This window comes from Acidobacteriota bacterium, from assembly GCA_016196035.1.
Lineage (GTDB): Bacteria > Acidobacteriota > Blastocatellia > RBC074 > RBC074 > JACPYM01.
This window is the reverse complement of sequence record JACPYM010000002.1, coordinates 232849-259647: the sequence shown is the minus strand read 5'-3', so window position 1 is coordinate 259647 and position 26799 is coordinate 232849. Positions and strand designations below refer to the sequence as shown.

General features: G+C 59.3%; 26 protein-coding genes. 5 read left to right on the top strand and 21 right to left on the bottom strand.

Annotated features, from left to right (window positions below):
* Position 1 precedes the first annotated feature (1 nt).
* Entirely contained in the window at positions 2–1009 is a 1008-nt protein-coding gene (locus HY011_01200) for a hypothetical protein (protein ID MBI3421531.1), read from the bottom strand.
* A 272-nt stretch (positions 1010–1281) separates the two neighbouring features.
* Between HY011_01200 and HY011_01195 the strand changes: the two genes are divergently transcribed.
* Genes HY011_01195 through HY011_01180 form a run of 4 tightly spaced genes read left to right on the top strand, consistent with a single transcriptional unit; the run spans position 1282 to position 4350 of the window.
* Positions 1282–1758 carry a hypothetical protein gene (locus tag HY011_01195; protein ID MBI3421530.1) on the top strand — a complete coding sequence of 159 codons (477 nt, stop codon included), beginning with the start codon at positions 1282–1284 and terminating at the stop codon, positions 1756–1758.
* Positions 1755–2180, top strand: a complete 426-nt coding sequence (locus HY011_01190) for a DUF1549 domain-containing protein (protein MBI3421529.1) — start codon at positions 1755–1757, stop codon at positions 2178–2180. Before HY011_01195 ends, HY011_01190 begins: the two co-directional genes overlap by 4 nt.
* The gene (locus HY011_01185; protein ID MBI3421528.1) at positions 2108–2911 is read left to right on the top strand and encodes a DUF1549 domain-containing protein; all 804 of its coding nucleotides are present in this window, start codon (positions 2108–2110) and stop codon (positions 2909–2911) included. The genes HY011_01190 and HY011_01185 overlap by 73 nt, the downstream gene beginning before the upstream one ends.
* Positions 2908–4350, top strand: coding sequence for a DUF1553 domain-containing protein (locus tag HY011_01180; protein MBI3421527.1), 1443 nt, complete (start codon positions 2908–2910; stop codon positions 4348–4350). Before HY011_01185 ends, HY011_01180 begins: the two co-directional genes overlap by 4 nt.
* A gap of 266 nt (positions 4351–4616) precedes the next feature.
* On the opposite strand, the gene HY011_01175 is transcribed toward HY011_01180, so the two are convergent.
* From HY011_01175 to mutY, 18 genes are all read right to left on the bottom strand, one after another.
* Positions 4617–5027 (bottom strand): RidA family protein, encoded by a 411-nt coding sequence (locus tag HY011_01175; protein MBI3421526.1) that lies wholly within the window; start codon positions 5025–5027, stop codon positions 4617–4619.
* Positions 5028–5033: 6 nt separating this feature from the next.
* Positions 5034–9056 carry an amino acid adenylation domain-containing protein gene (locus HY011_01170; protein ID MBI3421525.1) on the bottom strand — a complete coding sequence of 1341 codons (4023 nt, stop codon included), beginning with the start codon at positions 9054–9056 and terminating at the stop codon, positions 5034–5036.
* Positions 9057–9216: 160 nt separating this feature from the next.
* Positions 9217–9546 carry a XisI protein gene (locus HY011_01165; protein MBI3421524.1) on the bottom strand — a complete coding sequence of 110 codons (330 nt, stop codon included), beginning with the start codon at positions 9544–9546 and terminating at the stop codon, positions 9217–9219.
* Positions 9513–9950, bottom strand: a complete 438-nt coding sequence (locus tag HY011_01160; GenBank protein MBI3421523.1) for a XisH family protein — start codon at positions 9948–9950, stop codon at positions 9513–9515. The genes HY011_01165 and HY011_01160 overlap by 34 nt, the downstream gene beginning before the upstream one ends.
* A 14-nt stretch (positions 9951–9964) precedes the next feature.
* A complete protein-coding gene (locus HY011_01155; protein ID MBI3421522.1) occupies positions 9965–11350 on the bottom strand; it encodes a glutamine synthetase in 1386 nt (461 codons plus the stop codon).
* A 10-nt stretch (positions 11351–11360) separates the two neighbouring features.
* Positions 11361–12854, bottom strand: coding sequence for an amino acid permease (locus HY011_01150; protein MBI3421521.1), 1494 nt, complete (start codon positions 12852–12854; stop codon positions 11361–11363).
* A gap of 127 nt (positions 12855–12981) precedes the next feature.
* Positions 12982–15183 (bottom strand): hypothetical protein, encoded by a 2202-nt coding sequence (locus HY011_01145; protein ID MBI3421520.1) that lies wholly within the window; start codon positions 15181–15183, stop codon positions 12982–12984.
* A 579-nt stretch (positions 15184–15762) separates the two neighbouring features.
* The gene (locus HY011_01140; GenBank protein MBI3421519.1) at positions 15763–16668 is read right to left on the bottom strand and encodes an FAD-dependent oxidoreductase; all 906 of its coding nucleotides are present in this window, start codon (positions 16666–16668) and stop codon (positions 15763–15765) included.
* Positions 16665–17609 carry an RluA family pseudouridine synthase gene (locus HY011_01135; GenBank protein ID MBI3421518.1) on the bottom strand — a complete coding sequence of 315 codons (945 nt, stop codon included), beginning with the start codon at positions 17607–17609 and terminating at the stop codon, positions 16665–16667. Before HY011_01135 ends, HY011_01140 begins: the two co-directional genes overlap by 4 nt.
* On the bottom strand, positions 17602–18090 hold the full coding sequence (locus tag HY011_01130) for a DUF4149 domain-containing protein (protein MBI3421517.1): 489 nt from the start codon (positions 18088–18090) through the stop codon (positions 17602–17604). Before HY011_01130 ends, HY011_01135 begins: the two co-directional genes overlap by 8 nt.
* A complete protein-coding gene (locus HY011_01125) occupies positions 18074–18445 on the bottom strand; it encodes a DUF309 domain-containing protein (protein ID MBI3421516.1) in 372 nt (123 codons plus the stop codon). The genes HY011_01130 and HY011_01125 overlap by 17 nt, the downstream gene beginning before the upstream one ends.
* A 5-nt stretch (positions 18446–18450) precedes the next feature.
* Positions 18451–18780 (bottom strand): hypothetical protein, encoded by a 330-nt coding sequence (locus tag HY011_01120; protein MBI3421515.1) that lies wholly within the window; start codon positions 18778–18780, stop codon positions 18451–18453.
* A 101-nt stretch (positions 18781–18881) separates the two neighbouring features.
* Entirely contained in the window at positions 18882–19175 is a 294-nt protein-coding gene (locus HY011_01115) for a hypothetical protein (GenBank protein MBI3421514.1), read from the bottom strand.
* Positions 19165–20247 (bottom strand): aminomethyl transferase family protein, encoded by a 1083-nt coding sequence (locus tag HY011_01110; GenBank protein ID MBI3421513.1) that lies wholly within the window; start codon positions 20245–20247, stop codon positions 19165–19167. The genes HY011_01115 and HY011_01110 overlap by 11 nt, the downstream gene beginning before the upstream one ends.
* A 214-nt stretch (positions 20248–20461) precedes the next feature.
* Positions 20462–20791 (bottom strand): iron-sulfur cluster assembly accessory protein, encoded by a 330-nt coding sequence (locus tag HY011_01105; GenBank protein ID MBI3421512.1) that lies wholly within the window; start codon positions 20789–20791, stop codon positions 20462–20464.
* Between the two features lie 128 nt (positions 20792–20919).
* The gene (locus HY011_01100; GenBank protein ID MBI3421511.1) at positions 20920–22023 is read right to left on the bottom strand and encodes an Mrp/NBP35 family ATP-binding protein; all 1104 of its coding nucleotides are present in this window, start codon (positions 22021–22023) and stop codon (positions 20920–20922) included.
* A 35-nt stretch (positions 22024–22058) separates the two neighbouring features.
* On the bottom strand, positions 22059–22751 hold the full coding sequence (locus HY011_01095; GenBank protein MBI3421510.1) for an HTH domain-containing protein: 693 nt from the start codon (positions 22749–22751) through the stop codon (positions 22059–22061).
* A 79-nt stretch (positions 22752–22830) separates the two neighbouring features.
* Positions 22831–23928, bottom strand: a complete 1098-nt coding sequence (gene mutY, locus HY011_01090) for an A/G-specific adenine glycosylase (protein MBI3421509.1) — start codon at positions 23926–23928, stop codon at positions 22831–22833.
* A 244-nt stretch (positions 23929–24172) separates the two neighbouring features.
* On the opposite strand from mutY, the gene HY011_01085 reads away from it, so the two are divergent.
* The gene (locus tag HY011_01085) at positions 24173–24649 is read left to right on the top strand and encodes a GNAT family N-acetyltransferase (GenBank protein ID MBI3421508.1); all 477 of its coding nucleotides are present in this window, start codon (positions 24173–24175) and stop codon (positions 24647–24649) included.
* On the opposite strand, the gene HY011_01080 is transcribed toward HY011_01085, so the two are convergent.
* Together HY011_01080 and HY011_01075 are read right to left on the bottom strand one after the other, a co-directional pair.
* Entirely contained in the window at positions 24641–26023 is a 1383-nt protein-coding gene (locus HY011_01080; protein MBI3421507.1) for a mercuric reductase, read from the bottom strand. The genes HY011_01085 and HY011_01080 overlap by 9 nt on opposite strands.
* Before the next feature lie 106 nt (positions 26024–26129).
* Positions 26130–26792 (bottom strand): Uma2 family endonuclease, encoded by a 663-nt coding sequence (locus HY011_01075; protein MBI3421506.1) that lies wholly within the window; start codon positions 26790–26792, stop codon positions 26130–26132.
* Positions 26793–26799: the final 7 nt, after the last annotated feature.

The following is a 26799-nucleotide window of genomic DNA, read 5'->3' as shown; positions in this document are numbered from 1 at the left end:
TTTATGGTGTGACGGTGGCCGCGACGCGACGCGGATCGAGCCGCCAGACATTCCCAGCGCGTATATTCGAGAGCCACACCGAACCGAGGCCGACGCGAATGGCGTCGCCGCCTGTGCCCGCGAATTGCTGCACGACTTCGTTGGTGGCCGGATCAATGCGCGAGATCGGAAATTCAAAGGCCGTCGCCCAGACGGAGCCTTCGCCAAAGGCAATCTCGCCGCCCCCGCCCGGCACGCCGACTTCGATTGTTTCGACGACCTTATTGGTCTTCACGTCAACCTTCGATACATCGCCATTGGTTTGATTCAGTGTCCAGACGAAGCCGCCGCCGATGGTTAAGAAGCGCGGTGCTTTGCCCACCGGAATCGTCTCGACAATCAGGTTGGTGTCGGGATTGATGCGCGTCAGCACATTCGTCTCGCTGCCCGTGACCCAGACCGCGCCTTCGCCAAACGCGACGGTGAACGAACCGGCGGGCACCTGGATTTCGGCGACGACTTTGTTGGTGGCGGGATCGAGCCGCGCCAGTGCGCCTTGCTTGTCGGTGACGAGCCAGATGCTGCCCGCGCCCGCGGCCAGGCCACCTTCGGAATCGCCAATGCCAATGGGGATGGTGGCGGTCACTTTGCCTTCCTTGAGATCAACGCGCGCCAACGCCTGATCGCCGCAGAGCGGCACCCATAAACTGCCAAAGCCGACTGCAAGGCCAGAGCATGGTTTATTGCCGACCGGAATCGTGGCGAGCACTTTGTCGGTTTTGGGGTCGAGCCGCGCGATCGTGTTCTTGGGATAGTTGGACACCCAGACGGATTCATCAATCGCCAGCCAATCGGGTGCGCCGGGCACTTCAAAGACGGCTTCTGGTTTGAGCGCCGTGATGGGGACGCGGACATCGGGCGTTTTGACGCCGGGTTTGGGCGTGGGGGTCGGCTTGGGTTTGGGCGCCTGCGTCTGGAAGGAGAGCAGTAGCGGCAGCAGCAGGATGAGTATTCGTCGCATGGCGCGCATCCTCGCGTTGCCCCTGTGATTGGTCAATGTTAGCCTTGCCCGGCCAATGAACTGATGGTTTAGATCGGATTTCGCGGTTGCATCAGGGCGTGCTGCGCCGAGACGGTACCGCGCGCGTCAGCAAGCGGAGACTGCGCTATAGCACCAGTCCGCCAGATTTGACGTGCCGCTTGCTGACGCGCACGGTACCGTCTCGTGGCGCGGCTTTTTGCCATATACCAAAGTGACACCCGATCTAACGTCCAGCGTTTTCAAATTCGTCGGAGCGACTCATGAAAGAGAAATGTCAGCGCTTCATACTCGGTCTTGCGCTTTTGGAAATGACAGCCTGGACTGTGTGCCCCCAAAACCCGCCCCAAACCGGTGAGGCTTTCTTCGAGAACAAAATTCGGCCCCTGCTCGCCACCGAATGTTTTTCCTGCCACACCTATTCCGCCTTGGGCGGGCTGCGCCTGGATTCACGCGCAGCCCTGCTGCGCGGGGGCAAATCCGGCCCTGCCATCGTGCCCGGCGAACCGGACAAGAGTTTGCTCGTGATCGCGCTGCGCCAGACCGGCGCCTTGAAAATGCCGAAGGGCGGCAAGCTGCCGCAGGCGCAGATTGATGCCGTGGCCGAATGGATACGCGCGGGCGCGGTGTGGCCCGTGGCAGGCTGGCCGCAACCCGTCGCCAAAGGCGAACTCACGATTCCCGCGCGGCGCGCCTTCTGGTCGTTTCAGCCCTTCATCCCGTTCCCGCGCCCGTCGTGAAAGACAGCCGCTGGCCCAAAAACGAGATTGACCGCTTCATTTTCGCGCGGTTGGAAAAAGAAGGACTCGCACCCGTCGCTGCCGCAGATCGGCGCACCTTGATTCGCCGCGCCACACTTGATTTGACGGGCTTGCCGCCGACAACAGAAGAAATCGAAGCGTTTGAGAAAGACAAGGCGCCGGATGCGTTTGCCAAAGTCGTAGATCGTTTGCTCGCCGCGCCGCAATATGGCGAACGCTGGGGCCGCCTCTGGCTCGACGTGGCGCGTTATGGCGAAGACGACTACCGCAGCCTAGACCCGATGGGACGCGGTTTTGCGCCGTATCCGCACGCGTATCTGTACCGCGATTGGTGGTCAAAGCTTTCAATGATGACCTGCCTTACGACCAATTTGTGCGCGCGCAACTCGCCGGGGATTTGATGGACGAAAAGACGCGCGTGCGCACGCTGCCCGCGCTCGGCTTTCTGGGGCAGGGGCCGTGGTTTTATGACAATGGCGCGGTCGAAGTCACGCGCGCCGACGAGCGGCACGACCGCATTGATGTCGTCAGTCGCGGCTTTCTGGGCCTGACCGTCGGTTGCGCCCGCTGCCACGATCACAAATACGATCCGATCCCGACCAAAGACTATTACGCGCTGGCTTGGGTCTTTGCCAGCACGACCTACAAAGAATATCCGCAGGTGCCGCAGAGCGTTGTTGACGAATACACCGCGCTCGAAAAGAAGCTGAAGAACAAACAGAAAATGATGGGCGAGTTCATGCAAACCGAAAGCAAACAACTCGCCGAGAGTCTGACGCTGCAAGCCGCGAAATACATGCAAGCCGTCTGGCGCGTGCAGGGCGAACCCAAAGAAGATCTCAACGACGTCATCGAAAAGAACAAACTCGATTACGAATTGATGCAACGCTGGCTGCGCTTTCTGGCCCACCCGCCGCGCCACTACCTGTTCCTGAAAGACTGGCAAACCCTCATGCAGGATAAGACGCAAAAGGGGGGAACGGCAGCAGAGGCGAAAAAGCTGGCGGAGGACTTTCAGACCTTGTTGCAAGACGTACTGTTTGAGCGCAAAGACAAAACGAAATCATCCTCGCCAAAGCCAATCCCGGCACCAAGAAAAAGGAGCCGCTCTTCAAACCGAACGAATTCGTGACGAACGACGATTTCTGCCCCGACTGTGGCGGCGAGACCAAAGCGATGCCGGTTGAGCGCACCAATCTTTGGATGGATGTTTTTGTGCGCGACCTGGATGCGCCGGACTTGCCGGGCGCAGGGCAGAAGTTCCGTCCGGGGCTGTTGAATTTCACCGGCTGGGGATTGGAGCGGCAGTTGAGCGCCGAACGCCGCGCTTATCTAACCGCATTGCGCGAAGACATCGAGAATTTCAGGAAAGCGATGCCCGCGCAATATCCTTATGTGCACGGCGCGGCCGATCAGGAAAAGCCGGTGGACTTGCCCGTCAGTTTGCGTGGCAGCCCGACCAACCTGGGCGAAGTCGTGCCGCGCGGTTTCCTGACCGTGCTTTCAAAAGACCAGCGCGTCTGCTTCAGCCAAGGCAGCAGGCGGCTGGAGTTGGCGAACGAAATCCTGCGACAACCGCTGGCGCTGCGCGTCATCGTCAACCGCCTTTGGAAATGGCATTTCGGCACGGGGCTGGTAGACACGCCCAGCAATTTCGGCTTCAACGGCGAACGTCCCGTGCATCCCGAATTGCTCGAATACCTCGCCGATTTCTTCCAGCGCAACGGCCTGTCCATCAAAAAATTGCACCGCGAGATCATGCTCAGTTCGGTTTATCAACTCAGCAACGAAGACATGCCGGCGAACTCTGACAAAGACACGGGCAATCAGCTGTACTGGCGCGCCAACCGGCGGCGCATGGATGCTGAGCAAATACGTGATGCGCTGTTGGCGGCAGCGGGCGCGCTCGACAAGAAGATGGGCGGCCCCTCTGAAGCGCTGACGCCGCAATCCACGCGGCGCACGCTCTATGGCAAAGTCAGCCGCTACAAGTTGGATGAGTACCTGCAACTCTTCGACTTTCCCAGCCCGAACATTTCCGCCGAACAACGCTATGCGACGAACGTGCCGTTGCAGCGCCTGTTTTTTATGAACAGCGATTTCGTCCAGCGGCAGGCTGAATTGCTGGCGCGCAAACTCGAAGGCGAACCCAGCCGTGAAGCCCGCATTCAAAAAGCCTACCGCCTGATCTTCGGGCGTGCCGCCATAGCGGAAGAAATCAAGCTTGGTCTGGAATATCTGCGCAATGAGCCGCTGAAGGAATACGAAGAGCGCAAGCAGGCCGATGAAGAAAAGAAACAAGAAAAGGAAAAGGCTGCCGAAGAGAAAAAGAAAGACGCTGAAAAGGCCGATAAGAAGGACATGCCCGGCAAACCCAAAGAGCCGTCAGTCATCGCGCCGCTGATGCCGGAGATGACGGACATGGTGGAGCCGAGCGCGATGATGGCTGGTGTCGTGCCGCCCGCACCGGGCGGCACGCCCGATGACAAGAAACCGATTTTGCCGGTGACGCATTGTGGGCGGTATATGAAAGTCCTGCTCAGTTCGACCGAATTCATGTTCATCAACTAGAGCGGTTTGCAATTGGGTATACGGTGTCAGTAGCCCGCGCGTAAGCAAGGGCTGCCTCAGTTGTGTACCCTTCGGCTTTAATGGATGTCTGGTCAATACAGCCCTTGCTTACGCGCGGGCTACTGACACGATGAGATGAATGTCTGGTCAATACAGCCCTTGCTTACGCGCGGGCTACTGACACGATGAGATGAAAACCGATCCAGGGAAAAGCGCGCGCATTGTAGCAGGTCGGGTTAATTTGGATAGGGCGCGGCAGTGCGCGCTTATGCCGCATCGAGCACCGCGATGGCTTCGATCTCAACCAGAAACTCCGGCACGGCCAACGAAGTCACACCGATCCATGTGCTGGCGGGTGGCTTGTCGGTGGGGAAGAATTCGCGCAAGGCTTCGCCGACTTGGCCAGTGTCGCCGGGCTGGGGATTGACGATGTACAAGCGCAGGGAAACGACATCGGCCAGCGCGCCGCCTGCGGCTTCGACACCGAGTCGCACGTTTTGCAACGCCTGCCGCGTCTGTGCGCCGAGGTCGTTGCCGCCAACGATTTGTTTGTTGGCATCCCAGGCTGTTTGGCCGGAAAGAAAAACGATGCGCCCGGGCGTCGTGACGACCGCTTGCGAAAAGCCGCTGGGCAGACTGGGGAAAAGTGTGGCGGGGTTGAGATGTTGTTTGGACATCGCGTTCTACTCTGATTCTGCGCGCGGGCGCGCCAGCGGGCGGGTTGGACAGCCTGCGTAAAAGCGGTTGGGCAACAGGCTCTCACGTTTCATCACGACGCTGTGTGGCGCAACTTGGGTGTGTTCGCCGATGTCCGCGCCATAAAGCAGCACGGTGTTTTGCGTGACGGTGGCGCGGCGGCGAATGCGCACGTGGTCAATCTTGAGCACGCGGTCTTCAAACGTATGCGCCTGGAACTGGCAACAGACCGTCGCGCCGTCTTCAAAGTGCAGCATGTCCGGGTCAACCACTTGGGTGAAGCCGCGCCCCAGCACCACGCCGCGCCCGATTTCCATGCCCATCGCGCGCAGATACCACGCCAACAATAACGTGCCTTCGAGCGGCAGCAACACCGGGCTGGCGAAAAATTGCCACGCGACATAGAGAAAATCCCAGCGGTACGTCCAGCACGACCAGAGCGGATGCACGCCGGGCCGCACACGTCCGAGCAAGCCCCACTTGAGCGCCAACACCAGCAGGCAAAAGAAACCCATTAACCCCAGGCTCGCCGCCGGCATCACCGCCAAGCGGAAGACAGGGCGCGTGCATAACTTTTCTGACACCATCAACAGGCGATACCAAAACGGCAACACCAGCACAGGCACGACCGGAAAGACAAAGCGCAGCAGTTCCCAGAAGACGCGATTGAGGTAGCGCAGCCACGATGGTTCGTGTGTCAGGCTGCGGTCGGCTTCGACGATTTCGCGGCGCGGCAATTCAAACGGCGGATGGCCGAACCACGACGAGCCGGGACGCACCACCCTGTCGTCCGCGACGGTGCTGACGCCGATGAGGATGTCGGGCGGTAGTTGCTGATTCGACGGGATGACGACGTGATTGCCCAGGAAAGTGTTTTGCGCCAGCCGCGTCTGGCTGAGCGTCACGGTGCCGCGTTGCACGACCGGGCCGCCCAGATAAATACCATCGGCAAAAAAGCTCTCTTTGCCGATCTCGATGTGTTCGGGGACGACATCGGTGATGGTGCTGATTTCGCACCCGCGCCCGATCTTCATCCCAGCCAGTCGCAACCAGAGCGGCCAGAACAGCGTGCCGCTCAACCAGTCGTTTGCCGATTTGACGAGTTCTGTTTTCAACCAGACGCGCACATAAGCCGGACTCCAAAGGCTGATAACGCCCGTCGGCACGCGGCCCAGCGCACGCATGGCTGCTGCTTCCAACAACAACGTCAGCGGCGCGGGCAACACGACGTAAAGCAAACCCGCCAGCAACAGCCGCGCAGTCAGCGACGGCAACGCCAGCCAATCCAGCGCGGCTTCGGCGTCAAAGCCATACACGACCGCCAGCAACACGACGGGCAATTCCAACGGCAAAGCCAGCAACAGCGCCAGCGCAAAACGTGCCAGCAACATCAACAAGCCGTGCTCGACCGGCGACAGCACGCGCGCGTCATCCGGCAAATCGGGACGCGGCGGCGCTGCACCGGCAGATTGCGCTGGCACACCGTCCCAACGTTCGCCGCGCGGGATGCGCGCGCCGTCGGCCAGCGAGGACAACGAAGTCAGGCAGCTTTCCGGTTCGAGCACGCAATGCCGCCCGACGCCCGCGCGGATTTCGAGGGTACTGCCCGCGCCGATCTGGATCGGGCCGACCACGATGTCGCCGTCTTCCAAATCCACCAGGCGCAACGAGGCCTCCTGGCTGAGCGTCACGTCGTCGCCGATGTCTAGTAAATCCCAGCCGCCTTCGCGCAAGTTGACATTGCGATGAATGTGCACGCGGGCGCCGATGCGCGCGCCCAGCGCCCGCAGCGCGGAGTTGTAGAAAACCGTGCCCTCTAACATCGTCCAGGGAATGACGCGCACGGCCTGTTGTACGATCCAATTGCGCACGTAAAACCCGCCCCAGACAGGCGCGCGCAACGGTTGATACCTGCCGATCAACAGCTTTTTGACCAGCACGGCAAAGGCGACCGCGAGCGGCGTGTAAGCCAGCAGCGCCGCGCCGATGAGCAGTGGTGAAAGCAGAAAGAACGGAATCAGACCAAGGTGTTCGATCAAGTACGGCAGCGCGTCAAAGGTGGCGAAATAGGTGAGCGTCGAACCGATCACCAGTTCAAACAACAACCAGATGGATTGCGCCAGCGTTGCCAGCAAGGGGCGGCCTTGGGGTTTGTGGAGATCCTCTTCGATAATTTGTGCGACCTCGGCTTCAGCGTGTGCGCGGGTGGCGAGTTGCGCGATGGTGCGCGCTTCATAAAGGTCGCGTGTGTCCACGTAAGCCGTCACCGGATCGTCGCGCAACCGCGAAACCAGCATCGCCGCGTGCAGCGAATCGCCGCCCAGCACGTTGAAAAAATCGTCGTCAACCGAAACCGGATTTGGCAGTTCCAGCACTTGCTGTGTGGCAGCGGCCAGGCGCTGTTCCAGGTCGTTGCGCGGCGCGACGTAAGGGCGGTCGCTTTCACGTTCCTGCACGGCGAGCACGGGCAGCGCCTTGCGATCCAGTTTGTCGCTGACCGTGCGCGGCAATTCGTTAATCAACGCGAACCGATTCGGCACCATGTAACTCGGCAACACCGCGCGCAACGCCGCTTTCAATTCGTCAAAAGACGGCGCGGCGTTTTCACCGGGCACGATAAAAGCCGCCAAGCCCTGTTGCGCGCCCGCGCCTTGCACGCAGCAGGCCGCTTCGCGCACGCCCGGACATTCGGCCAAGCGCGCCTCGATGGCTTCGAGTTCGATGCGATAGCCGCGCAGCTTGACCTGAGCGTCAATGCGTCCGTGAAAGATCAGGTTGCCATCCGGCGCGCGCTCGACCAGATCGCCCGTGCGATAGAGGCGCCCAAGTTTCGGATGCGTGGGGAATTTCTGCGCCGTCAATTCGGGGCGGTTGCGATAACCGCGCGCCAACCCCACGCCAGCCAGACAGAGTTCGCCGGAAGCGCCGTCGGCGACTTCTTCCAACGCCGCATCAAGCACATAACCTTGTAAACCGCGAATGGGTTTGCCGATGGTGATGGGGTCGCCGGGTTTGATCGTTGTGTGCGTCGCGGTCACCGAGCATTCGGTCGGCCCGTAGCTGTTAATCAGCCAGCGCCCGGTGGCCCAGTGATCGGCGATGTCTCGTGGCAGAGCTTCGCCACCGGCATAAACAAACGCGAGGTCGGGCAATTCTTTCAAAGGGTCACGGCAGCCGAGCGTGCGCAACAGCGTGGGCGGTGGACAAATTACCGTGATGCGTTCGCGGCGCAGCCACGGCGTCAAATCAGGCCCCAGCCGCACGGTCTCTTCATCCAGTGGCACCAGCGTCGCGCCCGCCGCCAGCGCGAACCAGATTTCTTCAACCGAAGAGTCATACGAGGGCGAAGAGTTTTGCGCGACGCGCGCATCCGGCGTGAGTTGAAATTCCAGCAAGTCATGCCGCACCAGATTGACGATGCCAGCATGTTCGATCATCACGCCTTTGGGGCGGCCCGTCGTGCCGGAGGTATAAATGATGTAGGCCAGACTTTCTGGTGTGAGCCAGGCGGGCGGCCTGGGCGCAGGCAGTTCGCGCGCTGGGGCCAGGACTTCGGCAACCTCGAAAACGCGGCCCGGCAACCAACCGGCGCGTTGCGCGCGCGCTTGGCCCACCGGATCGGTCAACAACACGACGGCGGCGGAATCGTTGAGAATGTCGCGCACTTGCTCATCGGGAAAGGCGGTGTCAATGCAAGTGTAAGCCGCGCCCGCTTTGAGCGCGCCCAACTGGCCGCTGTACAAAAACGCGTTGCCGCGCGGCAACAGCAGCGCCACGATGCATTCGCCGGTCACGTAAGGGCGCAGGAACGCGGCGACGGCCTCGGCTTGTTGGCTGAGTTCGGCATAGCTCAGCACGCGCCGCGCAGGCCGCCCCCGGCTTGGCGGGATGTCAAGCGCCGTCCGTTGCGGCCACTGGCGGACGGAGTGTTCAAAAAATTGATGCAGGAAGCGAAGCGCCGTGGTGGGGTGTGTCGTCGCGGTAAGTACAGGTTGAGCGAGCAGGCTCATGAATCTTGGTGCCTCACAAACTGAATGAATGTCCGGGATAAGCGCGTTTTGCCGCCAGGGATGAGACAGTGTAACAGCCCCCAGCCCTTTCCGGGAATTTAGCTTTGCGCACCCCGCGCGACATTGCAGGCGGCTGATTTGGTGAGGGCGGCTTCGCCGTTCAAGCGGCGGCGCGTGCGGCCTCGCTGTAATCGAAATCGCGGTCGTCGAGGAAATCTTCGGCGCGGATGCCGGCTTCGAGCAACGCGGGCATCAATCCTTCGGTGTTGTCCACTTCGATCAGGACTTTGCCGCCAATCAGTTGGGCATGAAAGACAATGTTATGTACCCAGTCGTCTTGATCCCAACCGATCATGACCATGAAAAATTGACCGGTCTGGTGATCGCAGGCGGCGACCAGCTTCAACTCCGGTTTGAGATGGAAGCGGGCTTTGCTCTCGGCATACAGAATTTCGGTCAGGATGTTGGCGTATTCGCTGCTTCGATCCATTGCACGATGACCTCCTCATCAGGTTTGAAGACAATCAGGTTGATGCGATAACGCGCGACGACCGCTTTGAAAGACGGGCGTTTGGAGTGCCGATTATAAGCCCGCAAGCCGACCGCCAGAAACAAGCGCCGTTCCGGTTCGCGCTCCGCCAGCGCCCACTCGTAAAGTTGAAGCGGCCCGATCATTCTTTCCAATTCGCTGGTGGCCGAGCGCGACTCAAAGCCTTTCACTTCCACGGCGATCTTTCTTCCTTCTTTTTCTGCGGCGAAGGTTTTTTCAGCGACGAGGTCGGCTTGCAACGGCAGGTCTTGGAAGCGCAAGACAAGCGGATCGTCAGTAATTGTCCAGCCGTCACTCTCCAACGCCCGCCGTACCACAAAATGAAAATTATCTCTTCTTGCCATCTGCTTACCCTCCTTCAAATCCGTTCGAAGTAGCGCCGCCGCTCCCAATCCGTCACCGCCGCATTGAACGCCGCCTGCTCGGTGCGGAAGAAATGCGTGTAGTGCTCAACCACGTCAGCGCCAAACGCGCGTTGGGCAAATGCGCTGGCGGCGAATTTGTCGGTCGCTGCGGCCAGCGTGTAAGGCACGCGCGGCAGATGGCGCGCGGCGTAAATATCGCCGGTGAAACATTCCGGTGGCTCGATCTTATTGGCAAGGCCGTCCAAGCCCGAAGCCAATGCTGCGGCAAAAGCTAGATACGGATTGGCGTCTGCGCCGGGGATGCGGCATTCAATACGCAAGGATTGATCTTGGCCGACGACCCGGAAACCGCCCGTGCGATTGTCATAGCTCCACGCCAGCCGCGTCGGCGCCCACGAACCGTCAACATAACGTTTGTACGAATTGACGGTCGGCGCATAAAACGGCATCACGTCCGGCACGTGCGCCATCCAACCGCCGAGGAAATGACGGAACGTGTCGCTGCATTTCACCGGGCCGAATTGGTTGTCGCCCGCAAACGCATTCTTGCCGTCGCGCCAGAGGCTGAAATGGATGTGGCAACTTGAACCTGCGCGGTCGCTGGCGAATTTGGCCATAAACGTCACGCTCAAACCTTGCTGTTCGGCGACTTCTTTCAGACATTGTTTGTACACGACGTGGCGGTCGGCCATCTCCAGGGCCTCGGCATAACGCACGTTGAGTTCGTGCTGACCCAGACCACATTCGCCTTTGGAATTTTCGACCGGCACGCCGGAATGTTTGAGGTGATGGCGCGCGGCGGCGTTGAAGGGTTCGGTGCGCGTGCCTTGCAGGATGTGGTAGTCCTCTAAATACCAGCCCGCTGGTTCGGCCTTGTACCAGCCGTCTTTCGCCAGGTCACGATAGCTGTTTTGAAAGAGATAGTACTCCAATTCAGACGCGGCAAAGCTCTCGAAACCCAAGCCGCGTGCCGCTTCAAGCTGTTGGCGCAGGATCGAACGCGGCGCAATGGCGATGGGCTGCTGCGTCGTGCTGTGTTGCACATCGCATAGCACCAGCGCGGTTTTATCCAGCCAACTCGCCGTGCGCAGCGTGTGCAAATCGGGCACCAGATGAAAGTCGCCATAGCCCAATTCCCAGTTAGCGAACTTGTAGCCGGGCACCGGCTCCATTTCCATATCCGTCGTCAGCAGGTAATCGCAGCCGTGCGTGCCGTGGTGATAAACGTCCTCGACAAACATCTCGGCGTCATAACGTTTGCCGCACAGCCGCCCGTAATGATCGGTGAAGCCGACGATGACGGTTTCGATCAGTTCTTGCGCGACGAGTCCGCGCAGTTGCTCGAGCGTGAGCATCCCTTTTATGGCAAGCTGGCTCATGACAAACCTCCTATGAAAGCTTTTCCGCAGCCCAGGCTGAGCCTTTGAAACGCTGGCGCTCGGCGAACCAATACCACAGCGCCAGCAACAGCGTTACGGCGGCGATGGATTTGCCCGCGCGTTGCTCGTCGGGGATGCTCAGGACGCCGCAAAGAAAGACGACCCAGAGTACGGCAATGATGTTCAACGCGCGACTGAAACGGCCCAAATGCCACGGCCCGCGCTCAATGCCGCCTGCGCGCAGATGCAAATACACCGGGATGATGTAGGACAGATACAGGCCAATCGTGCTGATCGAAGTCACCACGGCATAGGCGCCGCTATAGACCGCGCCTAGAAAGGCCGCCACGACACAGAGCCAGATCGTATTGACCGGCGTGCCGTGTGTGTGACTGACCTGCTGCCAAAGGTGCGAGAGCGGCAAGCCTTCGTCACGTGCAAAGGCCCAGATGACGCGCGATGACCAGGTCACTGCCGACAGGCCGCAGAACCACATCGCCATTGCCGCCAGCGCGGAAAACAGCGTGCCCGCGCGTTCACCCAGCGCGGCGATCAGAATCGCGATGACTGTGGGGACATCGTTGCCGCTGGCATCTTTGGCGTTCAGCACCGCCGGGATGTCTTTGATCGCCAGCGTCAGCGCGATGAGCAGCAAGTAGCCGACGACGCTCGACACCACAACGGACATGACCATGCCCCAGGGCGCGCGGCGGCGCGGGTCTACGGTTTCTTCACTGACGCTGGCCGAAGCGTCATAGCCGGTGTAGGTCCACATCGCTTGCAAGAGGCCGATGACGAAGGCCCAGCTATACGACCAGCCTTCGTTGTTGTGGGTGACGCGCGCGAAGAAAAAGCCGAGCGGCTGTTTGGGCGCAAAGAGAAACAGCGCGCCGACGATGACGATGACGCCGATGATATGCACGGTTACGCTGAAATCGTTGAGCCACGACACCAACCGGATGCCGAAATGATTGATGAGCGCGTGCGACAGCAGAATGCCAGCGTAAACCAGCAGGATATTTCGGGTCGTGGCGTTCAAGCCCAGCAAAGGCGTCAGGAATTGCGCGCAGCCGTAATCAATCCCCGCAATTGCCGCAATCTGGCCGATGATGTTGAACCATGCCGTGAACCAGCCCCAGCCTTTGCCGCCCAGTTGGCACGACCAGTGATACATTGCGCCCGAAGTCGGCAGGGCGCTCGTCAGTTCGGCCATGCTGCACACGACCGCCAGCGTAAAAAGCGTGACCAGCGGCCAGCCCAGCGACATTTGCGCCGGGCCGCCCATGCGCAAGCCGTGCCCATACAAAGTCACCGCGCCGGTCAGAATCGAAATGATGGAAAACGAAATGGCGAAGTTCGAGAAGCCGCCCATCGTGCGGAAAAGCTCTTGCGCATAGCCGAGTTTGCTTAGCTCTTGCGCATCCTCTTGCGCATTATGGCTGGTCTCTGACGAGCTCGTTTCTGAAGCGAGAGCGGGTGCGGCGGCAGGGGGTGTGTTTGTCATAGACGACGACTGGATGGTTGGAGTGGGGGGCAACAATGGGAGCTTGACCGCGCAAGAAAAAACGACCAGCAAAGAGTCTTGACGGCGCGCGGGGACTCTTTACTGGTCGTTTCAACTCAACGCTGCCTCATTGCTGTGTTGAGGGCGCCGAAGCCTGTTGGGTCAAGATCGCCGGACATTTTTCCCGGCTCTCTTTCTCGCGCCGCTTCACCTCTTTGCGCGAAGGCCATTTAAGCTTGCCCAACTGCTCGTCGGTGTAATAGGGCACCGTATAAACCCCACGGTCGGAACGCAGCGCTTCGCCCGATTGCTGGTCAACGATGACCCAATCGAAGTTGACCGAGACGGCTTTCATATTGCGCGTGCCATCGGGGTTTTGCGGATGCCCCACCTTGGTGATGATAAAGGACGGCAACTCTGATGTCGCCGCCGCCGTGATGTCGCCTTTTTCAGCGCCTAACCAACCGCTGGGGCCGGCATATTTATCTTTGTCTTTGTTCGCCGGCCACATGCGGGTGAGGAAGGACAGATAGCGTTGCGCAAAGGTGTCCTTAAAGGCGTGGTTGTGGAAGAGCGCTAACGAGGCGGCGGCGCGTTCGAGGTTGATCGGGCGATAGGCGCGGTTGTCGCCGGGTTGGCCCGCCACCATCGTGACCATGGCCATGTCTTTGTCGTAGCCCAGATAGCCGCCGCCTTCGCTGCGTTCGTTTTGCATATCCAGCGAAACGTTCCAGCCGACGGTGTCCAGGAAACCGGGCATCCCAATCGAGCGGTGGAAGATCAGCAGGCGGCTCAATTGGATGTTGGTCAGTTTGCTGGGATCAACCCGTTCGGTGTAAGCCAGCTTTTCCTCATCAATCATGTTTCTGAGTTTGCGGATAGTTCGATAGAGGCCGTTGCGATTGGCATTGTCAATCTCGCGTTCCAACTCTTTGACCAGATCGTTGTGGCTGCGTTCGACAATGCGGTCAATCGGAATATCTTTGACACCGGCGATCAGGGCTGGGCGATCCAGCAACAGCTTGCACTCTTCCTCGTTATCGCAAACGTCCGCCAGGAACATGACGTCGGAGACGGTCAATTCCGAAGACAACTCGCGGGCCAGCTTCGCAATCTTTTCGCGTTTTTGCGGCGTCAATGTTTGGGTCAGCACGGCGATGCGTTGCATGTTCCAGACCGAGGAAGAAACGGTGCCGACGCTCTTCAAAAAGGCTTTGGTTTCGGTGTAACGCGGCGATTGCAGCGCGTTGAGCGCCTCGGCATTGTCTTTGAATTCGCGGTAGGAATTGACGAAGAGGCGGCCCGATTCCTGATTGATATCGGGGCCGAATTCGTCCAGTTCGCGCCGTAAAAAGTGGGCGAAGGTCGGGCATTTGATTTCGTCGGCCAGCCGATAGGCGCCGAGGTTATAAATGACGGCGCTGAAGGGACCGAAATCCTGCGGGCGCAGGCGCAATGTTTCGACGAAGTCATCCAGCGTCTTAAACGGGATTTTGTGCTCTTCGCCGATCACCAGCAATTGCAGCGCGGGCGCAAAGGCGTTGGCGGAGCCTTCGGTCGAGGGCGCGATTTTCTTGAGCAGTTGCTGGAATTCCTGCGGGCCGCTCTTGCGATAAATCACGCGCGGCAGCCAGAACGAATCGCCCACGCTGCCCAACATCGGCCCGATGACATGATCAGGTACTTGATAGCGTGTGTGCAGCAGGTTGGCGAATTGTTTGAATTTGGGCGCGGCGAAGGGGCCGAACCACATGGAATTGCTGATGCGAATGAGCGCTTGCGTGCCGATGCGGCCATCGCGGAAAACGCCAGCATAATACTTTTTGATGGTCTCGCGGTTCTCGATCAGCACGTTGTATTGCGCCAGCAGTTCCGGACCATACTCACTGAGTGTCTCAAAAGAATCATCGGTGATGGCGCCATTCCGATTCTCAAAACCGCAGCCGAATTCCTTGACCAGCCGCTGATATTGGCGGGCATTGGCGGCATCCAGGAAAAAGCGCCGCGCGTCTTCTTCATCCGGCGAAAGCAGAAACTCAAGCTGGCGCGGGCGCACCTCAGTGAATTTCCACTTTTCGTTCAAGGCCTTTTCGAGCCGTGTGCGCATTGGCGGAACATTGAACAACCGCTCAAAAAAGGGCTGACGTTCCGGCGCGGGTGCATTCGCCGTTTGTTCCGTCTGGGGTTTCGCCTGCTGTTCCTGCGCCGTTGTCGGCACAGCGGGTTTTTCCGGCTGGCGTTCCGGCGGCTGCGCTTGCTGTTGCACCGCGAAGGCAGCGGCAGCGGTGGCTCGAATAACGAAACGCGCTCCTTCAGACACGGCAGACATTGTCAGGTGCGAGTTCCCAAAGGCAACTCTACGCGTGATTTCCGTGTGGCGCGCGGGCGCGGGCACGGGCTGATGCGGCAGGGATGCTGGAGTGACACTCAGAATAATCATAGTCGTCGTTCCGGGAAATGGGACAGTTGGTTCAGCCAACGCCTAAACGTGCTTAGGCGCTGAACAAACCTCGAAAACGCCGGGTCATTCTGTGAGTAGAAACGGAATTCACCGGCGTCGCCATCACCTCGATTTTCAGGTGATCAATACTGTCCGGTAGTTAATCGCTGATTGTCTGTTTCTGTTAAAGATGAACTTGATGTGGGAGCAATTCCATCAAGTATTTTGTACTGCCTCTCCGACCAGCAAGCTTCACGAAATCATCAGAACTGGCAGTTGCGAGGCCGGATTCTACCGCGACTTCTGTGTCAGACCCAAGCGGAATCCGGCAAAGCTGCATTTTGCCCTGCCAAAATTTTGGTTGGCGGCGAAGCTTCCGGCGTTTACCTCATCATCCGGCTTTCAGCCAGCCGCGTTATTTCTCTTGCCAGCCGGCGGTGAACAGGCTGACGACCGCTGGTTGCGGCCTCAGCGTCCCGCCAGTTGCGCTGCCAGGGTTTTTACCGCGACCGCGCCCTGACCCGCCGCTGTCACGACGCTCAAACAACCGGGCCGGCAGACATCGCCCACCGCGCAAATGCCCGCAACCGAGGTGCGTTGCCTGGCATCCACGCGAATGTAGCCCGTCTCATCCAAGGCAAGTTGGCCTTGCAGAAACTCCGTATTCGGCGTGATGCCGATGCGCACGAACACCGCCGCTGCCGGCAACTCGCGGCGCGCGCCCGTGCGTGTGTCGGCCAGCAGCACGCGTTCAACATGGTTCGTGCCGTGTAACTCAAGCGGCGCGGTGTGGGTCAGCAGCGTGAGATTGGCGGTCGCCTCTGCGGCGCGCAACCATTCGGCGCGTGCGCGAAAATGATCGGAGCGATGCAACAGCGTAACAGCACTGCACACCGGCGCGAGCAGCAAACTGTTTTGCACTGCCGAATCGCCACCGCCAACAACGCAAACCGGTTGATTGGCGTAAGGCATCGGCGGGTGCGGGTCTTCGTGAAAAGCAAACTCCGTTTCGCCCGGAATGCCCAAGCGGCGCTGGCGCGCGCCTGTGGCCACGACGAGCGCGCGCGCAGTCAGCCATTCGCCATTGCAACAGACTCGATGCGCGGCCAAATCAAGTGCTTGAACTTGCGCCGCGATTCTGATTTCGAGTTGTAGTTGCTGTAAGTGCTGAACGAAATGATCGCGCAACTCACGGCCATCAGCGGGCAGCAAGCCGGGGTAATCCAACACCGGGTGGAACATCTGCAACATCTGGCCGCCCAGCTCAGACGCTTGTTCCAGCAGCAGACCGCGCAGCCCCAGCGCATGGCACCAGAGCAAGGCGCTGATGCCGCCCGGGCCGCCGCCGATGATGATGATGTCGTAGCTGTTCAAAGTCCCTCGATGATCTGCCGCATTGGCGCAGGCATTGGCGCTTGCATGTCCAATTCCTTGCCCGTTGCCGGATGTTTGAACACCAGCCGCGCCGCGTGCAGCAGGTGATGTTTCAGTTTGTGCTGGCGGACGAGCGGATCAAACCCGTTGTGATAATGCGGGTCGCCCACGATGGGATGTCCGATCAATTGGCAATGAATGCGCAGTTGATGCGTGCGCCCGGTCAGCGGCTCCAACTCCAGCAACGTATGCGCGGCAAAACGCTGTTTGACGCGATAGCGCGTTTGCGCGGCGCGTCCGCCCTGTTCAACCGGTTGCACGCACCAGTGCGGCCATTTCGTCGCATCGCTGCCAATCGGGGCATCAATCTCGCCACTGTCCTGCGCCACGACGCCGCTGACCAACGCTACATAAAATTTCCTGACCCAGCGTTCGCGGAAGTGTTTGGACAGCGTGCGATGGGCGCGCGGCGTTTTGGCGATAACAATTACGCCGGAAGTGTCGCGATCCAGCCGATGCACCAGACCGGGCCGCACCGCTTCGCCCTGCTGTTCCCAAAAGTAATAAGCCAGACCGTTGAGCAGCGTACCCGATTTCTCGCTGTTCGACGGATGCACCAGCAGATCAACCGGCTTATTGACGACGATTAGGTCGGCGTCTTCGTACAAGATGTCGAGCGGGATTTGCTCCGGCGTGGCTGAAGATTTTTCCGCCGCAAACAATTTGACCGTCACTTGATCGTGGTGCCTGAGCCGTTCGCCCTTGAGCGAAGCCGCGCCGTTGACCAGCACGTCGCCCTCGGCAATCAAGCGGCGCAGGCGCGTCAGGCTGATTTTGGGCAACTCCCGCGCGATGAATTCATCCAGACGCGGCGGGCGGACTTTGGGCGGCAACTCTTCGTCGTAGCGAAACTCAAAGCTGAGGCGTTCGGGATCAAGCATGATTTGTCTTTGCGGCGGGCGTGGCGCGAACCAACAGCACGATCAACACCAGCGCCGCCAGAATCGCGAAGCTCATCAGCCAGACCGAATACTGATGCAATTGATTGAACGCCACCTTGGCCGGTTCGCTCGCCGCCATCGTTTGCAAGGTCTCGCCGAATTCGGCCCGCATCGCGTGCAACTTGGCCGAAACGACGAACTTTGAAACGAGCATCGCCAGCGTCATCAACGCCAGCAACAGCGCCTCGATGTTGAAGAGCTTGCCGCGCTGTTCTTTGCTGATGAACAGCAACAGCAACAAGAGCAGGCCGCAGATGATGCCCGCGATTTCGGCGCCGCCGAGCGCCAGGTTGACGATGTCGCCAGCCTTGCGTTGTTGGTCTTTCAGAACGGAGAAGGCGGCGGGTGCGACGCCGACGCTGAACATCAGCATCAGGCCTAGCCAGAGACTCACGATTGCCAATCTAAGTTTTGCAGTCATAACGCAATTGAATTTTAGGAAATGGGAGTGTTTGATTCGACGCAGGCGAAGCTTGAGCGAAAAAGCGTTGCAAGTCCAGCGTGAAGGCCTGCGTGTCGAGTTGCAAAACAGTGGTTGGCAATTGGCTGAGTTTGGTGAGGGCGCGTTGTTGGACGCCGATTGCGCCTTTGAAATTGCCGCGCTGGAAATGATGAAACGCCGCTGCCGCTTGAATCAGCGCGTGCAGCAACTGCCGTTCGTCGCCTGCTGCCTGCTGCCACAACTCTTCCAGCACTTCGTGGCATTCATAAAATTCGCCCGCGTTGAATAAGGCGAGGCCGTGCAGGTATTGCGGCGGTAAGTCAGCGGCGGCCATCGCGGCTAATACCGGGGCACGGACGGATCAACGTGCAACGACCAGTCGTCAATCCCGCCTGTCAGGTTTTTCAGATTCGTGAAGCCCTGCGCCGCCAGAAACTGGCAGGCACGGTCGGAACGCATGCCGTGATGGCAGTGCAGGATGATTTCTTCGTCTTTGTCAGCGAGTTCCTGCATCCATTGCGTGATCTGACCGAGCGGTTTGAGTTCCGCGCCGGAGATTTTGGCGTGGTGATGTTCGGATGGTTCGCGCACGTCAATCAGGCGAAACTTGTCGCCTGCGTCCAATTTGGCTTTGAGTTCGGTGACGTTGATGATGCCGTAGTTGGGCATAGGTGAAGAAGCTCCTTTGCAAATCAGCCGCTGATCAACGCAGAGGAACGCAGATTGAACCGAATCAGCGTTTGTCTGCGGTCATCTGCGGCGAAATAGTTTTAGTCAGTTGTTGCGCGTTGCTGCTGCATACGTTCGATCAAGCGGGTCAGCCGTTCGATGTCTTCTTTGGCATCGTTCAGCATGTGGCGGCTGGCCATGTAGCCTTGCCAGTATTCGCCTTGCGCGATGGGTTTGACGCCCTCTTCGCCCAGGCGGGCGGCGAGTTGCGCGATGACCAGCCCGGAAATCTGAGTGTGGTCAACGTAACGCGAAATGATCGTATAAAACAGTTCGGCTGTTTCCAGATCGAGTTCCGTCAATTCCGGTTTGGGTGCTTTGGGTTCAGTTTCCATTGGATGTCGTGACGAAGGGCGTTTCAGCCAACTGTGCCCGCCCGCAATCCGTCTCGCCGTGTTTGAGGGTGAATTCCGTGCCCGCGTTCAGGTAATAACGATGCACGTAGCCAAAGGCGATCACGCGATCTAGCGCCAGGCTGCGCACGCTGCTGGTGATTGCGCCGACCTGCTTACTTTCGCCTTTGTCATTCGTGGCCCAGAGTTCGGTCCCAGCGGCGGGCGGTGCGGTGGCGTCAATCCACAGACCACGCAACTGCTTGGCCGGTTGGCCGCGCCAGTGAATGCGCGCGATAACTTCCTGGCCCAGATAGCAGCCTTTGGTGTAGCTGACCGCTTCGGTCAAGCCGGTCTCGTTGATGATGTAATTCTCGTTGATGTCCGCTGGCTCCGTCGGCAAGCCCGCTTCGAGCCGCGCGATGTCGAGCGCTGTTTGCCCGGCGGCCCGCGCACCATTCGTCAGCAACGCTTGCCGGATGGCGGCGGCGGCGTTCACCGGCACGAATAGATCAAAGCCAGCTTGGCCGGTGCGTGCGTGCGCGGCGATTTGCACGGGCGTGCCGGTCAATGTGGTTTGCGTGATGGTGCGTGCCGTGGTGAATTCAACTGGTTGACCAGCCAATGCCGTGAGCAGTGCGGCACTGCGCGAGCCTTGCAATGTGAAGAGCGCCAGTTGCTCGGTCATGTCAGTCAGGAAAAATTCGCCTGCGGGAACGAAGCGGCTCAGGTTCTTGAAAATCTTCGCGCGGTTGCTGGCGTCGAGTTCGAGCAACAAGCCGTCGCTCGTGTGGTAGATGCTGGCGAGCGCCGCGACCTTGCCTTGCAGGTTAGGGAATGCAGCCAGCACACCCGCGCCCGCCGCCAGCGTTTTAACATCGTTGCTGACCAGGCCGTTGATGAATTGCACGGCGTTCTTGCCGTTGATCGTCAATTTGCCTGCGGGCGACAGGTCAATCAACGCTGTGCTGTGTTGGATTGCTTCGTACTCGGCGCGCACGTCGCCGTAATCGGCAAGCAGCGCAGTGCTGTCGAATTGCGGGGTAAACTTAGGTTGAAGTGCGGGTCGAGTCATACGATGAAAGGATGCGGTACGGGGAGCGGTAGCGACGTGGTCAATTCACGCTTGAAGAACTCGAAGCCATCAGGTTGTATGTTCGACAAGCTGCCAGCTTGTCGAAATCCCGGCTGTTAACCCATTTGGCTAACGGCCAAGCTTCGACAAGCTGGCAGCTTGTCGAACAAGCAGGTTGCTACCGCTCCCTGTACCGTATTGCGTTCTGTAATCACTATGCTGTGAATGAACTGCCGCAGCCGCAACCGCCACTCGCGTTCGGGTTGTTGAAGGTAAAGCCCGAACCCATCACGCTGTTGACGTAATCAATCTGTACGCCGTCCAGGTATTGTGCACTGAACATGTCCACGAAGACTTTAAAGCCGCCCGATTCGACGACTTCGTCGGTGGCCTGTGCGGCCTCTTCGATGTTCATCGCGTACTGGAACCCGGAGCAGCCGCCCGGCACCACGCGCACGCGCAAGCCGCCCTCGGGGGTGACGTTTTCAGCTTCGATAAACTTCTTCACCTCGCCCAAGGCGGTTTCAGTCAGAGTCAAATTCATGTCGTTTTCTCCTTAGATAGTGTCATTGATGATCGCTGGCGACTGTTCGACAGCTTCCAGCTTTGCCTATAAGTGCGAATCTCGAATTCCAAATCTCCAATTTCAAATTTGCAATCGGAGTCTAAAACCTACTTCTTCAAATTCAAAACCGGCAGCGCCTTGTTTGCTTTCAGCGCTTGAATGCTCACTTGCGCCGCGACGTTTTGCGCGACAGTGGTGAATGCCTTGGCCTGCGCGCCGTCCGGCTGGCTAATCACGACGGGGATGCCCAGATCGCCGCCTTCACGAATCGCGATGGCGATGGGAATGCCGCCCAGGAAAGGCACTTCATACCGATCCGCCAGCGCTTCGCCGCCGCCGTTGCCAAAGATGAAATACTTGATGCCGTCGTTGGGGCACTCGAAATAGCTCATGTTCTCAACGATACCCAAGACCGGCACCTGCAACTGCTCGAACATGTTGTAAGCCTTGCGCACATCGCCCAGCGCTACTTCCTGCGGTGTCGTGACTAGCACTACGCCCGCGATGGCGACCATCTGCGCCAGACTCAATTGCACATCGCCCGTGCCCGGCGGCATGTCCACGACGAGGTAATCCAACTCGCCCCATTCGACTTGGCGCAGGAATTGGTTGACCGCCGAATGCAGCATCGGGCCGCGCCAGACGATGGCTTTATCGCCGGGGTTGAGCAAGCCGATGCTCATCGTTTTGACGCCGTGATAAACCGGCGGAATGATCTTTTCGCCGCGCACCAGGGGCATATCCTTGCCGCCCATCATAATCGGCACGTTCGGGCCGTAAATGTCCGTGTCCACGATGCCGACGCGCGCGCCCATCAACGAAAGCGAAACGGCCAGATTGACCGCGACAGTGGATTTGCCCACGCCGCCTTTGCCGGAACTGACGGCGATGATGTGCTTGATGCCTTCGAGCGCGGCCTTGTCAATGTTGCCTTTGGCTTTGGGCACCTCGGCTTCCATCTTGGCTTCGACCTGTTCGACGCCGGGGATGGACATCACAGCCTTCTCGGCTTCAAATTTCAATTGATCGCGCACCGGGCAGGCGGGTGTCGTCAGCACGAAGCGGAAGCCGATGACGCCACCGCAAATTTTGATGTCGCGAATCATGTTGAGCGCGACGATGTCTTTGTGCAGATCGGGGTCTTTGACCGCCCGCAGTGCATTCAAAACAATTTCTTCAGTGATGTTGGCCGTTGCCGTTTCCGTAGCCATTCAGCTTTTTGGTTCCCTATTCAATGACAATTTGGTCAGTTGTTGAGTATGGGCAAAGTCGTGTACGCCGGCAATTCGCTTGCGCTGGTCATCGGCGTGATTTTGTATTCGCACATCGTCGCGCCCTCCACGATACGGCACTCGCGCGTGACTTCGCAGCCTAACGCCTCGCCGTAAACGCGCAACTCCTGCTCGCACAGATGCGGATATTCCGTCGCCACTTTCTCGGTCGGACAATTGCGTTGCCGCAACCGAAAGCTGCCGTCTTTAGCCTTGCGGGCCTCGGCCAGATAGCCTTTTTCGCAAATGATTTTGACCAACCGTTTGACGCGCTCTTCCATTTTCAAGCCGGTCAGCAACGGCTTTAACTCGGCGATCAATTCATTGGCCCGGCCTTCCAACACGCGCGCCACACCCGCCTCGCCGAACTCGCGCCGCACTTGCGTCAAAACCTCTTTGGCAAACTCGTCATAACTGCGCGGGAACAGGCAACTGGCCTTGTCGGAGAGGCGATAAAGAAAGCGCGGGCGTCCACGCTCCAGATGCTCCTGTTCGTATTCGATCAAGCCGTCGCTTTCGAGCAAACTCAGATGCCGCCGCACACAGACCTTCGACACTTCCAGTTCGTCCGCCAATTGCTCGGCGGTCAGTGCGCCTTTGACCTTGAGCAACTCGATGATGGCGCTGCGCGATTCTTTTAGGAGGTTTTCGACGTGAGCGACTGACACAGGCAGGATGATAGGAAGCAGTTTGGCTTTTGTCAACGAATTGGTTTCTAAAAGCTGAAGTGGCAGGCCCGCGCTTAAATCACTCAAATTCTTCAAACAGGCGCGGCTGCCAGTGCCGCAGCTTTTCGATGATCACGCGATCTGCTTTGCCCAGGCTGAAATGTTGCGCCTCGGTCAGCGTGACCCAGTTATATGCCGCGACGCCCAATGCGCGCGGGTTGCCGGCGAGAATCTCGCAAGCAAAGGCCCGCAACGTCAAACGCATGTGGGTGAGCGTTTGCGCCGCGACGGCCATCTGTCCCGCGACTTCGATTTCCAAGCCCAAATCGGCGCGCACGTTGCGGCGCAATCCATCCGGCAACGATTCATCTGCTTCGCACAGCCCGCCGGGCAGCGTCCACAGCCCGCCCAGCAGGCCTTTGGGCGGACGTTGCACCAACAGCACGCGCTCCATTTCATCGCGTACCACTGCGCCAACGGCGCGCACCTGCGGCAGCGGTGCTTTGGCTTTTTTGACCGGGCGTTGCGCCGTCGTGCCGTGTTGCTGGGCCAGACAATGTGCGGCCAGCGGGCAAGCCTGACAAGCCGGACGGCGCGGCGTACAAATCGTGCGGCCCAAATCCATCAGTGCCTGGTTGTAAGCGCCGGGCCGTTCAGCGGGCAATAAGGCTTCGGCCCATTGCCAGAGTTGCGCCTGCGTGGCGGGTTGCGTGATGTCCTCGGGCAGATCGGTCAGCCGTGCGAGTACGCGGATGACGTTGCCGTCGAGCACGGCGGCGTGCTCATCGAAAGCAATGCTGGCAAGCGCGGCGGCAGTGTAGCGGCCTATGCCGGGCAACTGCTGCAAGGCTTCGGCTGTAGCGGGGAATTGGCCGTGGTGCTCGTTGACCAGTGTTTGCGCCAGCCGGTGCAGGTTGCGCGCGCGCGCGTAATAGCCGAGTCCTTCCCAGACTTTCAATACTTCATTGAGCGGCGCGGCGGCCAGCGCTTGCACGGTGGGAAACCTTTCCAGAAAGTGCGCGTAGTAGGGTTCAACCGCCGTAATGCGCGTCTGTTGCAGCATGATTTCGGAAAGCCAGATGCGATAAGGATCGCGGCTGCCGCGCCAGGGCAGCGCCGTGGCCGTGCGGTCGTACCATTCAAGCAGTTGGGCGGAAAAGTCCTGTGGCAGCGTCATTGCGGGTTGATTCCTAAAGCGTGATTACGGCGCGATTATTCCGTGGCGCGGCGGCGCGTGCAACTTGCGCTTTACGAAACACGGCACAGGCGGGATGATGTGCGCCGGATGCCGACACCGCAACAAGGAGAATCCGGATGAAGGCTTATCCGCGAATTGCGTGACCGCATCACTGGCGCGGATGGCCGCACACCCTTGGGCGCGAAAGGCCGCGTACTCGTCACTGACAGGTTGTGAGATAAACATGATTCACGAATGGCGCCGCGACGCATACACGATCAGCACCGACCCGCAGCGGGTGGATGTCGAGTTGATTCATCAATACTTGAGCACGCAAACCTATTGGGCGACGGGCCGCCCGCGCGAGGTCGTCGCGCGTTCGCTCGAACATTCGCTTTGTTTCGGCTTGTATCACGACGCGGCGCAAGTCGGCTTTGGGCGCGTGATTACCGATTACGCCACCTTCGCCTGGTTGGCTGATGTGTTTGTGCTGGCGGAACATCAAGGGCAAGGGCTTGGTACGTGGTTGACTGAGGTCATCATCACGCATCCTCAGTTGCAGGGCTTTCGCCGTTGGGCACTGGCGACCAAAGACGCGCAGGCGTTATATGGCAAATTCGGCTTTGCGGAATTGAAGCGTCCCGAACGCTGGATGGAACGGCGCGATCCGGCTACGCTGGAGACGCCGGATTATTGGGCGGGCGAACCGTCTTCAACTTGAAAACAGATTGTTGAACGCCTCAGCCAGGGTCGGATGCGCAAAGACGGCGTCTTTCAAAACCGTATAAGGCAGCTTGCCCAGCATGGCGATTTGCAGCATGGACATTAGCTCGCCGCCTTCGATGCCCAGGATTGCACAACCCAGAATTCGCTGTGTCTCGGCGTCCACGATGGCTTTCATAAAGCCGCGCGACTCATCCATCTCCAACGCGCGCGCGACATAATTCATCGGCATTTTGAAGACGCGGATATTGAGGCCTGCCGCGCGCGCTTCGGCTTCGGTCAGCCCGACGCGGCCCAGTTGCGGGTCAATGAAAACGGTGTAGGGAACCAGACGCTCTGTGGTCGTCGCGTGGCCGCCTTCCAGCAGGTTCGCGCGGATAATGCGGTAATCGTCGTAAGAAATGTGCGTGAATTGCGGCCCGCCTTTGACATCGCCGAGCGCGTAAATGCCGGGCGCGCTGGTTTCCAACCGTTCGTTGGCGACGATAAAACCGTGTTTGTCGGCGGCAATGCCAGCGGCAGCCAGATTGAGCGTTTCGGTATTGGGCGCGCGTCCGGCGGCGGCCAGCGCGTGCGAACCGGTCAGCGCGCGTGTACCGTCCGGTGTTTTTACAGTCAATTCGAGCTGGCCATCGGGCTGTTGCGTCACGCGCACGGCTTCCGCATTGAGCAATACTTCGATGCCATCCTCACGCATCAGCTTGAGCACCTCATCGGCCACATCCTGATCTTCGCGTCCCAACAGTTGCGCCGCGCGCTGGATGATGGTCACGCGGCTGCCGAAGCGCTGAAACATCTGGCCGAATTCCAAGCCGACATAGCCGCCGCCCAGCACGAGCAAATGTTCCGGCACCGCGTCCAGCTCCATAATCGAAGACGAATCGAGCAGCGGCACGGCGTCCGCGCCTTCCATTTGCGGGTTGGCCGGACGCCCGCCCGTATTGAGGAAAATCTTCGGCGCCGTCAGCATGCGCGTGCCGCCCGCGCGCAAGTTCACCGCGATGGAATTGGGGGAAACAAAGCTGGCTTCGCCGAAAAGCAAATCCAAATTGGCCGCGGCTTCCAACCGTTGCTGGCTGCCGTTGCGAAAGCTTTCGACGATGGCCTGTTTGCGTCGGCGCACGGCGGCGAGGTTGACGCTGACGGTGTTGGCGTTGACTCCGTAATCCGCCGCGCGCCGCGCCAGATAAGCGACGCGCGCACTGGCAACCATCGTCTTGGTTGGCGTGCAGCCCACGTTGATACAGGTGCCGCCGATGTGGTCGCGTTCGATCAGCGCGGTTTTCCAACCGGACTTGGCCAAATCCAGCGCGAGCGGTTTCCCCGCTTGTCCCGAACCGATGATGAGCGCGTCGTAGTTGTCGGATTGCATTGCACGATCCTCCGTTGAGTTGAATCCCCCTGCGTGCGGCGTTTATTCCCGCCTTTTTAGCTTTGTGCAAGCGAACAGGTTTTGGCTCCGCCTGACGCCCGCACCCTCAATCAAGAATTCCAGCCAGCTTGAGCACAAAGCCTTTCAGCAGCGGTTCGCCGGAAACTTCGGTTGGGTTGTCGAGAATCTCGACCGGCGCGCCGGGGCGGTAGATATGAACTTTCTTTTTGCGCGGATCAATCAGCCAGCCGAGTTGCGCGCCGTTTTCGATGTACTCTTCCAGCTTCGCTTTGACGGTCTTGAGCCGGTCGGAGGCCGAGCGCAACTCCACCACAAAATCAGGGCAAAGGTGTAAGAACTTTTCCTGCTCGGCCTCGGTTAATGCTGCCAGGCGGTCGCGGCGTACCCAAGCCGCATCGGGCGAACGTTCAGCGCCATTGGGCAGCGTGAAACCGGCGGTCGCCTCAACGGCAATGCCGGAACCGTCTTCATTCGCCCAATTCACCAGGCGCGCGGTCAGGTTGGCATTGCGCCGCGAACCGGCGAAACCCACCGGCATCATCACAATCATCTCGCCCTCCTTGTTCATCTCAAGTCTGAGGTCAGGGTTTTCCGCCGCAAAGAACTCGAAATCCGCCGCATTGAACCGACCTTCTTCCAGCCGCAACAGCACGGGGCCGATGTTCAACGGCAAGAAAAGCGGCGCGGTTAAAGGCGCGCTCTCTTCGGGTTCATCCGGCGCCAGCGCGGGCACAGCTTGCAGACTCATAAACGCC

Excerpts from the sequence above, each read along its gene's own strand:
- HY011_01200 (MBI3421531.1), bottom strand. The coding sequence starts at position 1,009 with ATGCGCGCCATGCGACGAATACTCATCCTGCTGCTGCCGCTACTGCTC.
- HY011_01195 (MBI3421530.1), top strand. The coding sequence starts at position 1,282 with ATGAAAGAGAAATGTCAGCGCTTCATACTCGGTCTTGCGCTTTTGGAA.
- HY011_01175 (MBI3421526.1), bottom strand. The coding sequence starts at position 5,027 with ATGTCCAAACAACATCTCAACCCCGCCACACTTTTCCCCAGTCTGCCC.
- HY011_01170 (MBI3421525.1), bottom strand. The coding sequence starts at position 9,056 with ATGAGCCTGCTCGCTCAACCTGTACTTACCGCGACGACACACCCCACC.
- HY011_01165 (MBI3421524.1), bottom strand. The coding sequence starts at position 9,546 with ATGGATCGAAGCAGCGAATACGCCAACATCCTGACCGAAATTCTGTAT.
- HY011_01160 (MBI3421523.1), bottom strand. The coding sequence starts at position 9,950 with ATGGCAAGAAGAGATAATTTTCATTTTGTGGTACGGCGGGCGTTGGAG.
- HY011_01155 (MBI3421522.1), bottom strand. The coding sequence starts at position 11,350 with ATGAGCCAGCTTGCCATAAAAGGGATGCTCACGCTCGAGCAACTGCGC.
- HY011_01150 (MBI3421521.1), bottom strand. The coding sequence starts at position 12,854 with ATGACAAACACACCCCCTGCCGCCGCACCCGCTCTCGCTTCAGAAACG.
- HY011_01145 (MBI3421520.1), bottom strand. The coding sequence starts at position 15,183 with ATGTCTGCCGTGTCTGAAGGAGCGCGTTTCGTTATTCGAGCCACCGCT.
- HY011_01135 (MBI3421518.1), bottom strand. The coding sequence starts at position 17,609 with ATGCTTGATCCCGAACGCCTCAGCTTTGAGTTTCGCTACGACGAAGAG.
- HY011_01130 (MBI3421517.1), bottom strand. The coding sequence starts at position 18,090 with ATGACTGCAAAACTTAGATTGGCAATCGTGAGTCTCTGGCTAGGCCTG.
- HY011_01125 (MBI3421516.1), bottom strand. The coding sequence starts at position 18,445 with ATGGCCGCCGCTGACTTACCGCCGCAATACCTGCACGGCCTCGCCTTA.
- HY011_01120 (MBI3421515.1), bottom strand. The coding sequence starts at position 18,780 with ATGCCCAACTACGGCATCATCAACGTCACCGAACTCAAAGCCAAATTG.
- HY011_01115 (MBI3421514.1), bottom strand. The coding sequence starts at position 19,175 with ATGGAAACTGAACCCAAAGCACCCAAACCGGAATTGACGGAACTCGAT.
- HY011_01110 (MBI3421513.1), bottom strand. The coding sequence starts at position 20,247 with ATGACTCGACCCGCACTTCAACCTAAGTTTACCCCGCAATTCGACAGC.
- HY011_01105 (MBI3421512.1), bottom strand. The coding sequence starts at position 20,791 with ATGAATTTGACTCTGACTGAAACCGCCTTGGGCGAGGTGAAGAAGTTT.
- HY011_01100 (MBI3421511.1), bottom strand. The coding sequence starts at position 22,023 with ATGGCTACGGAAACGGCAACGGCCAACATCACTGAAGAAATTGTTTTG.
- mutY (MBI3421509.1), bottom strand. The coding sequence starts at position 23,928 with ATGACGCTGCCACAGGACTTTTCCGCCCAACTGCTTGAATGGTACGAC.
- HY011_01085 (MBI3421508.1), top strand. The coding sequence starts at position 24,173 with ATGATTCACGAATGGCGCCGCGACGCATACACGATCAGCACCGACCCG.
- HY011_01080 (MBI3421507.1), bottom strand. The coding sequence starts at position 26,023 with ATGCAATCCGACAACTACGACGCGCTCATCATCGGTTCGGGACAAGCG.
- HY011_01075 (MBI3421506.1), bottom strand. The coding sequence starts at position 26,792 with ATGAGTCTGCAAGCTGTGCCCGCGCTGGCGCCGGATGAACCCGAAGAG.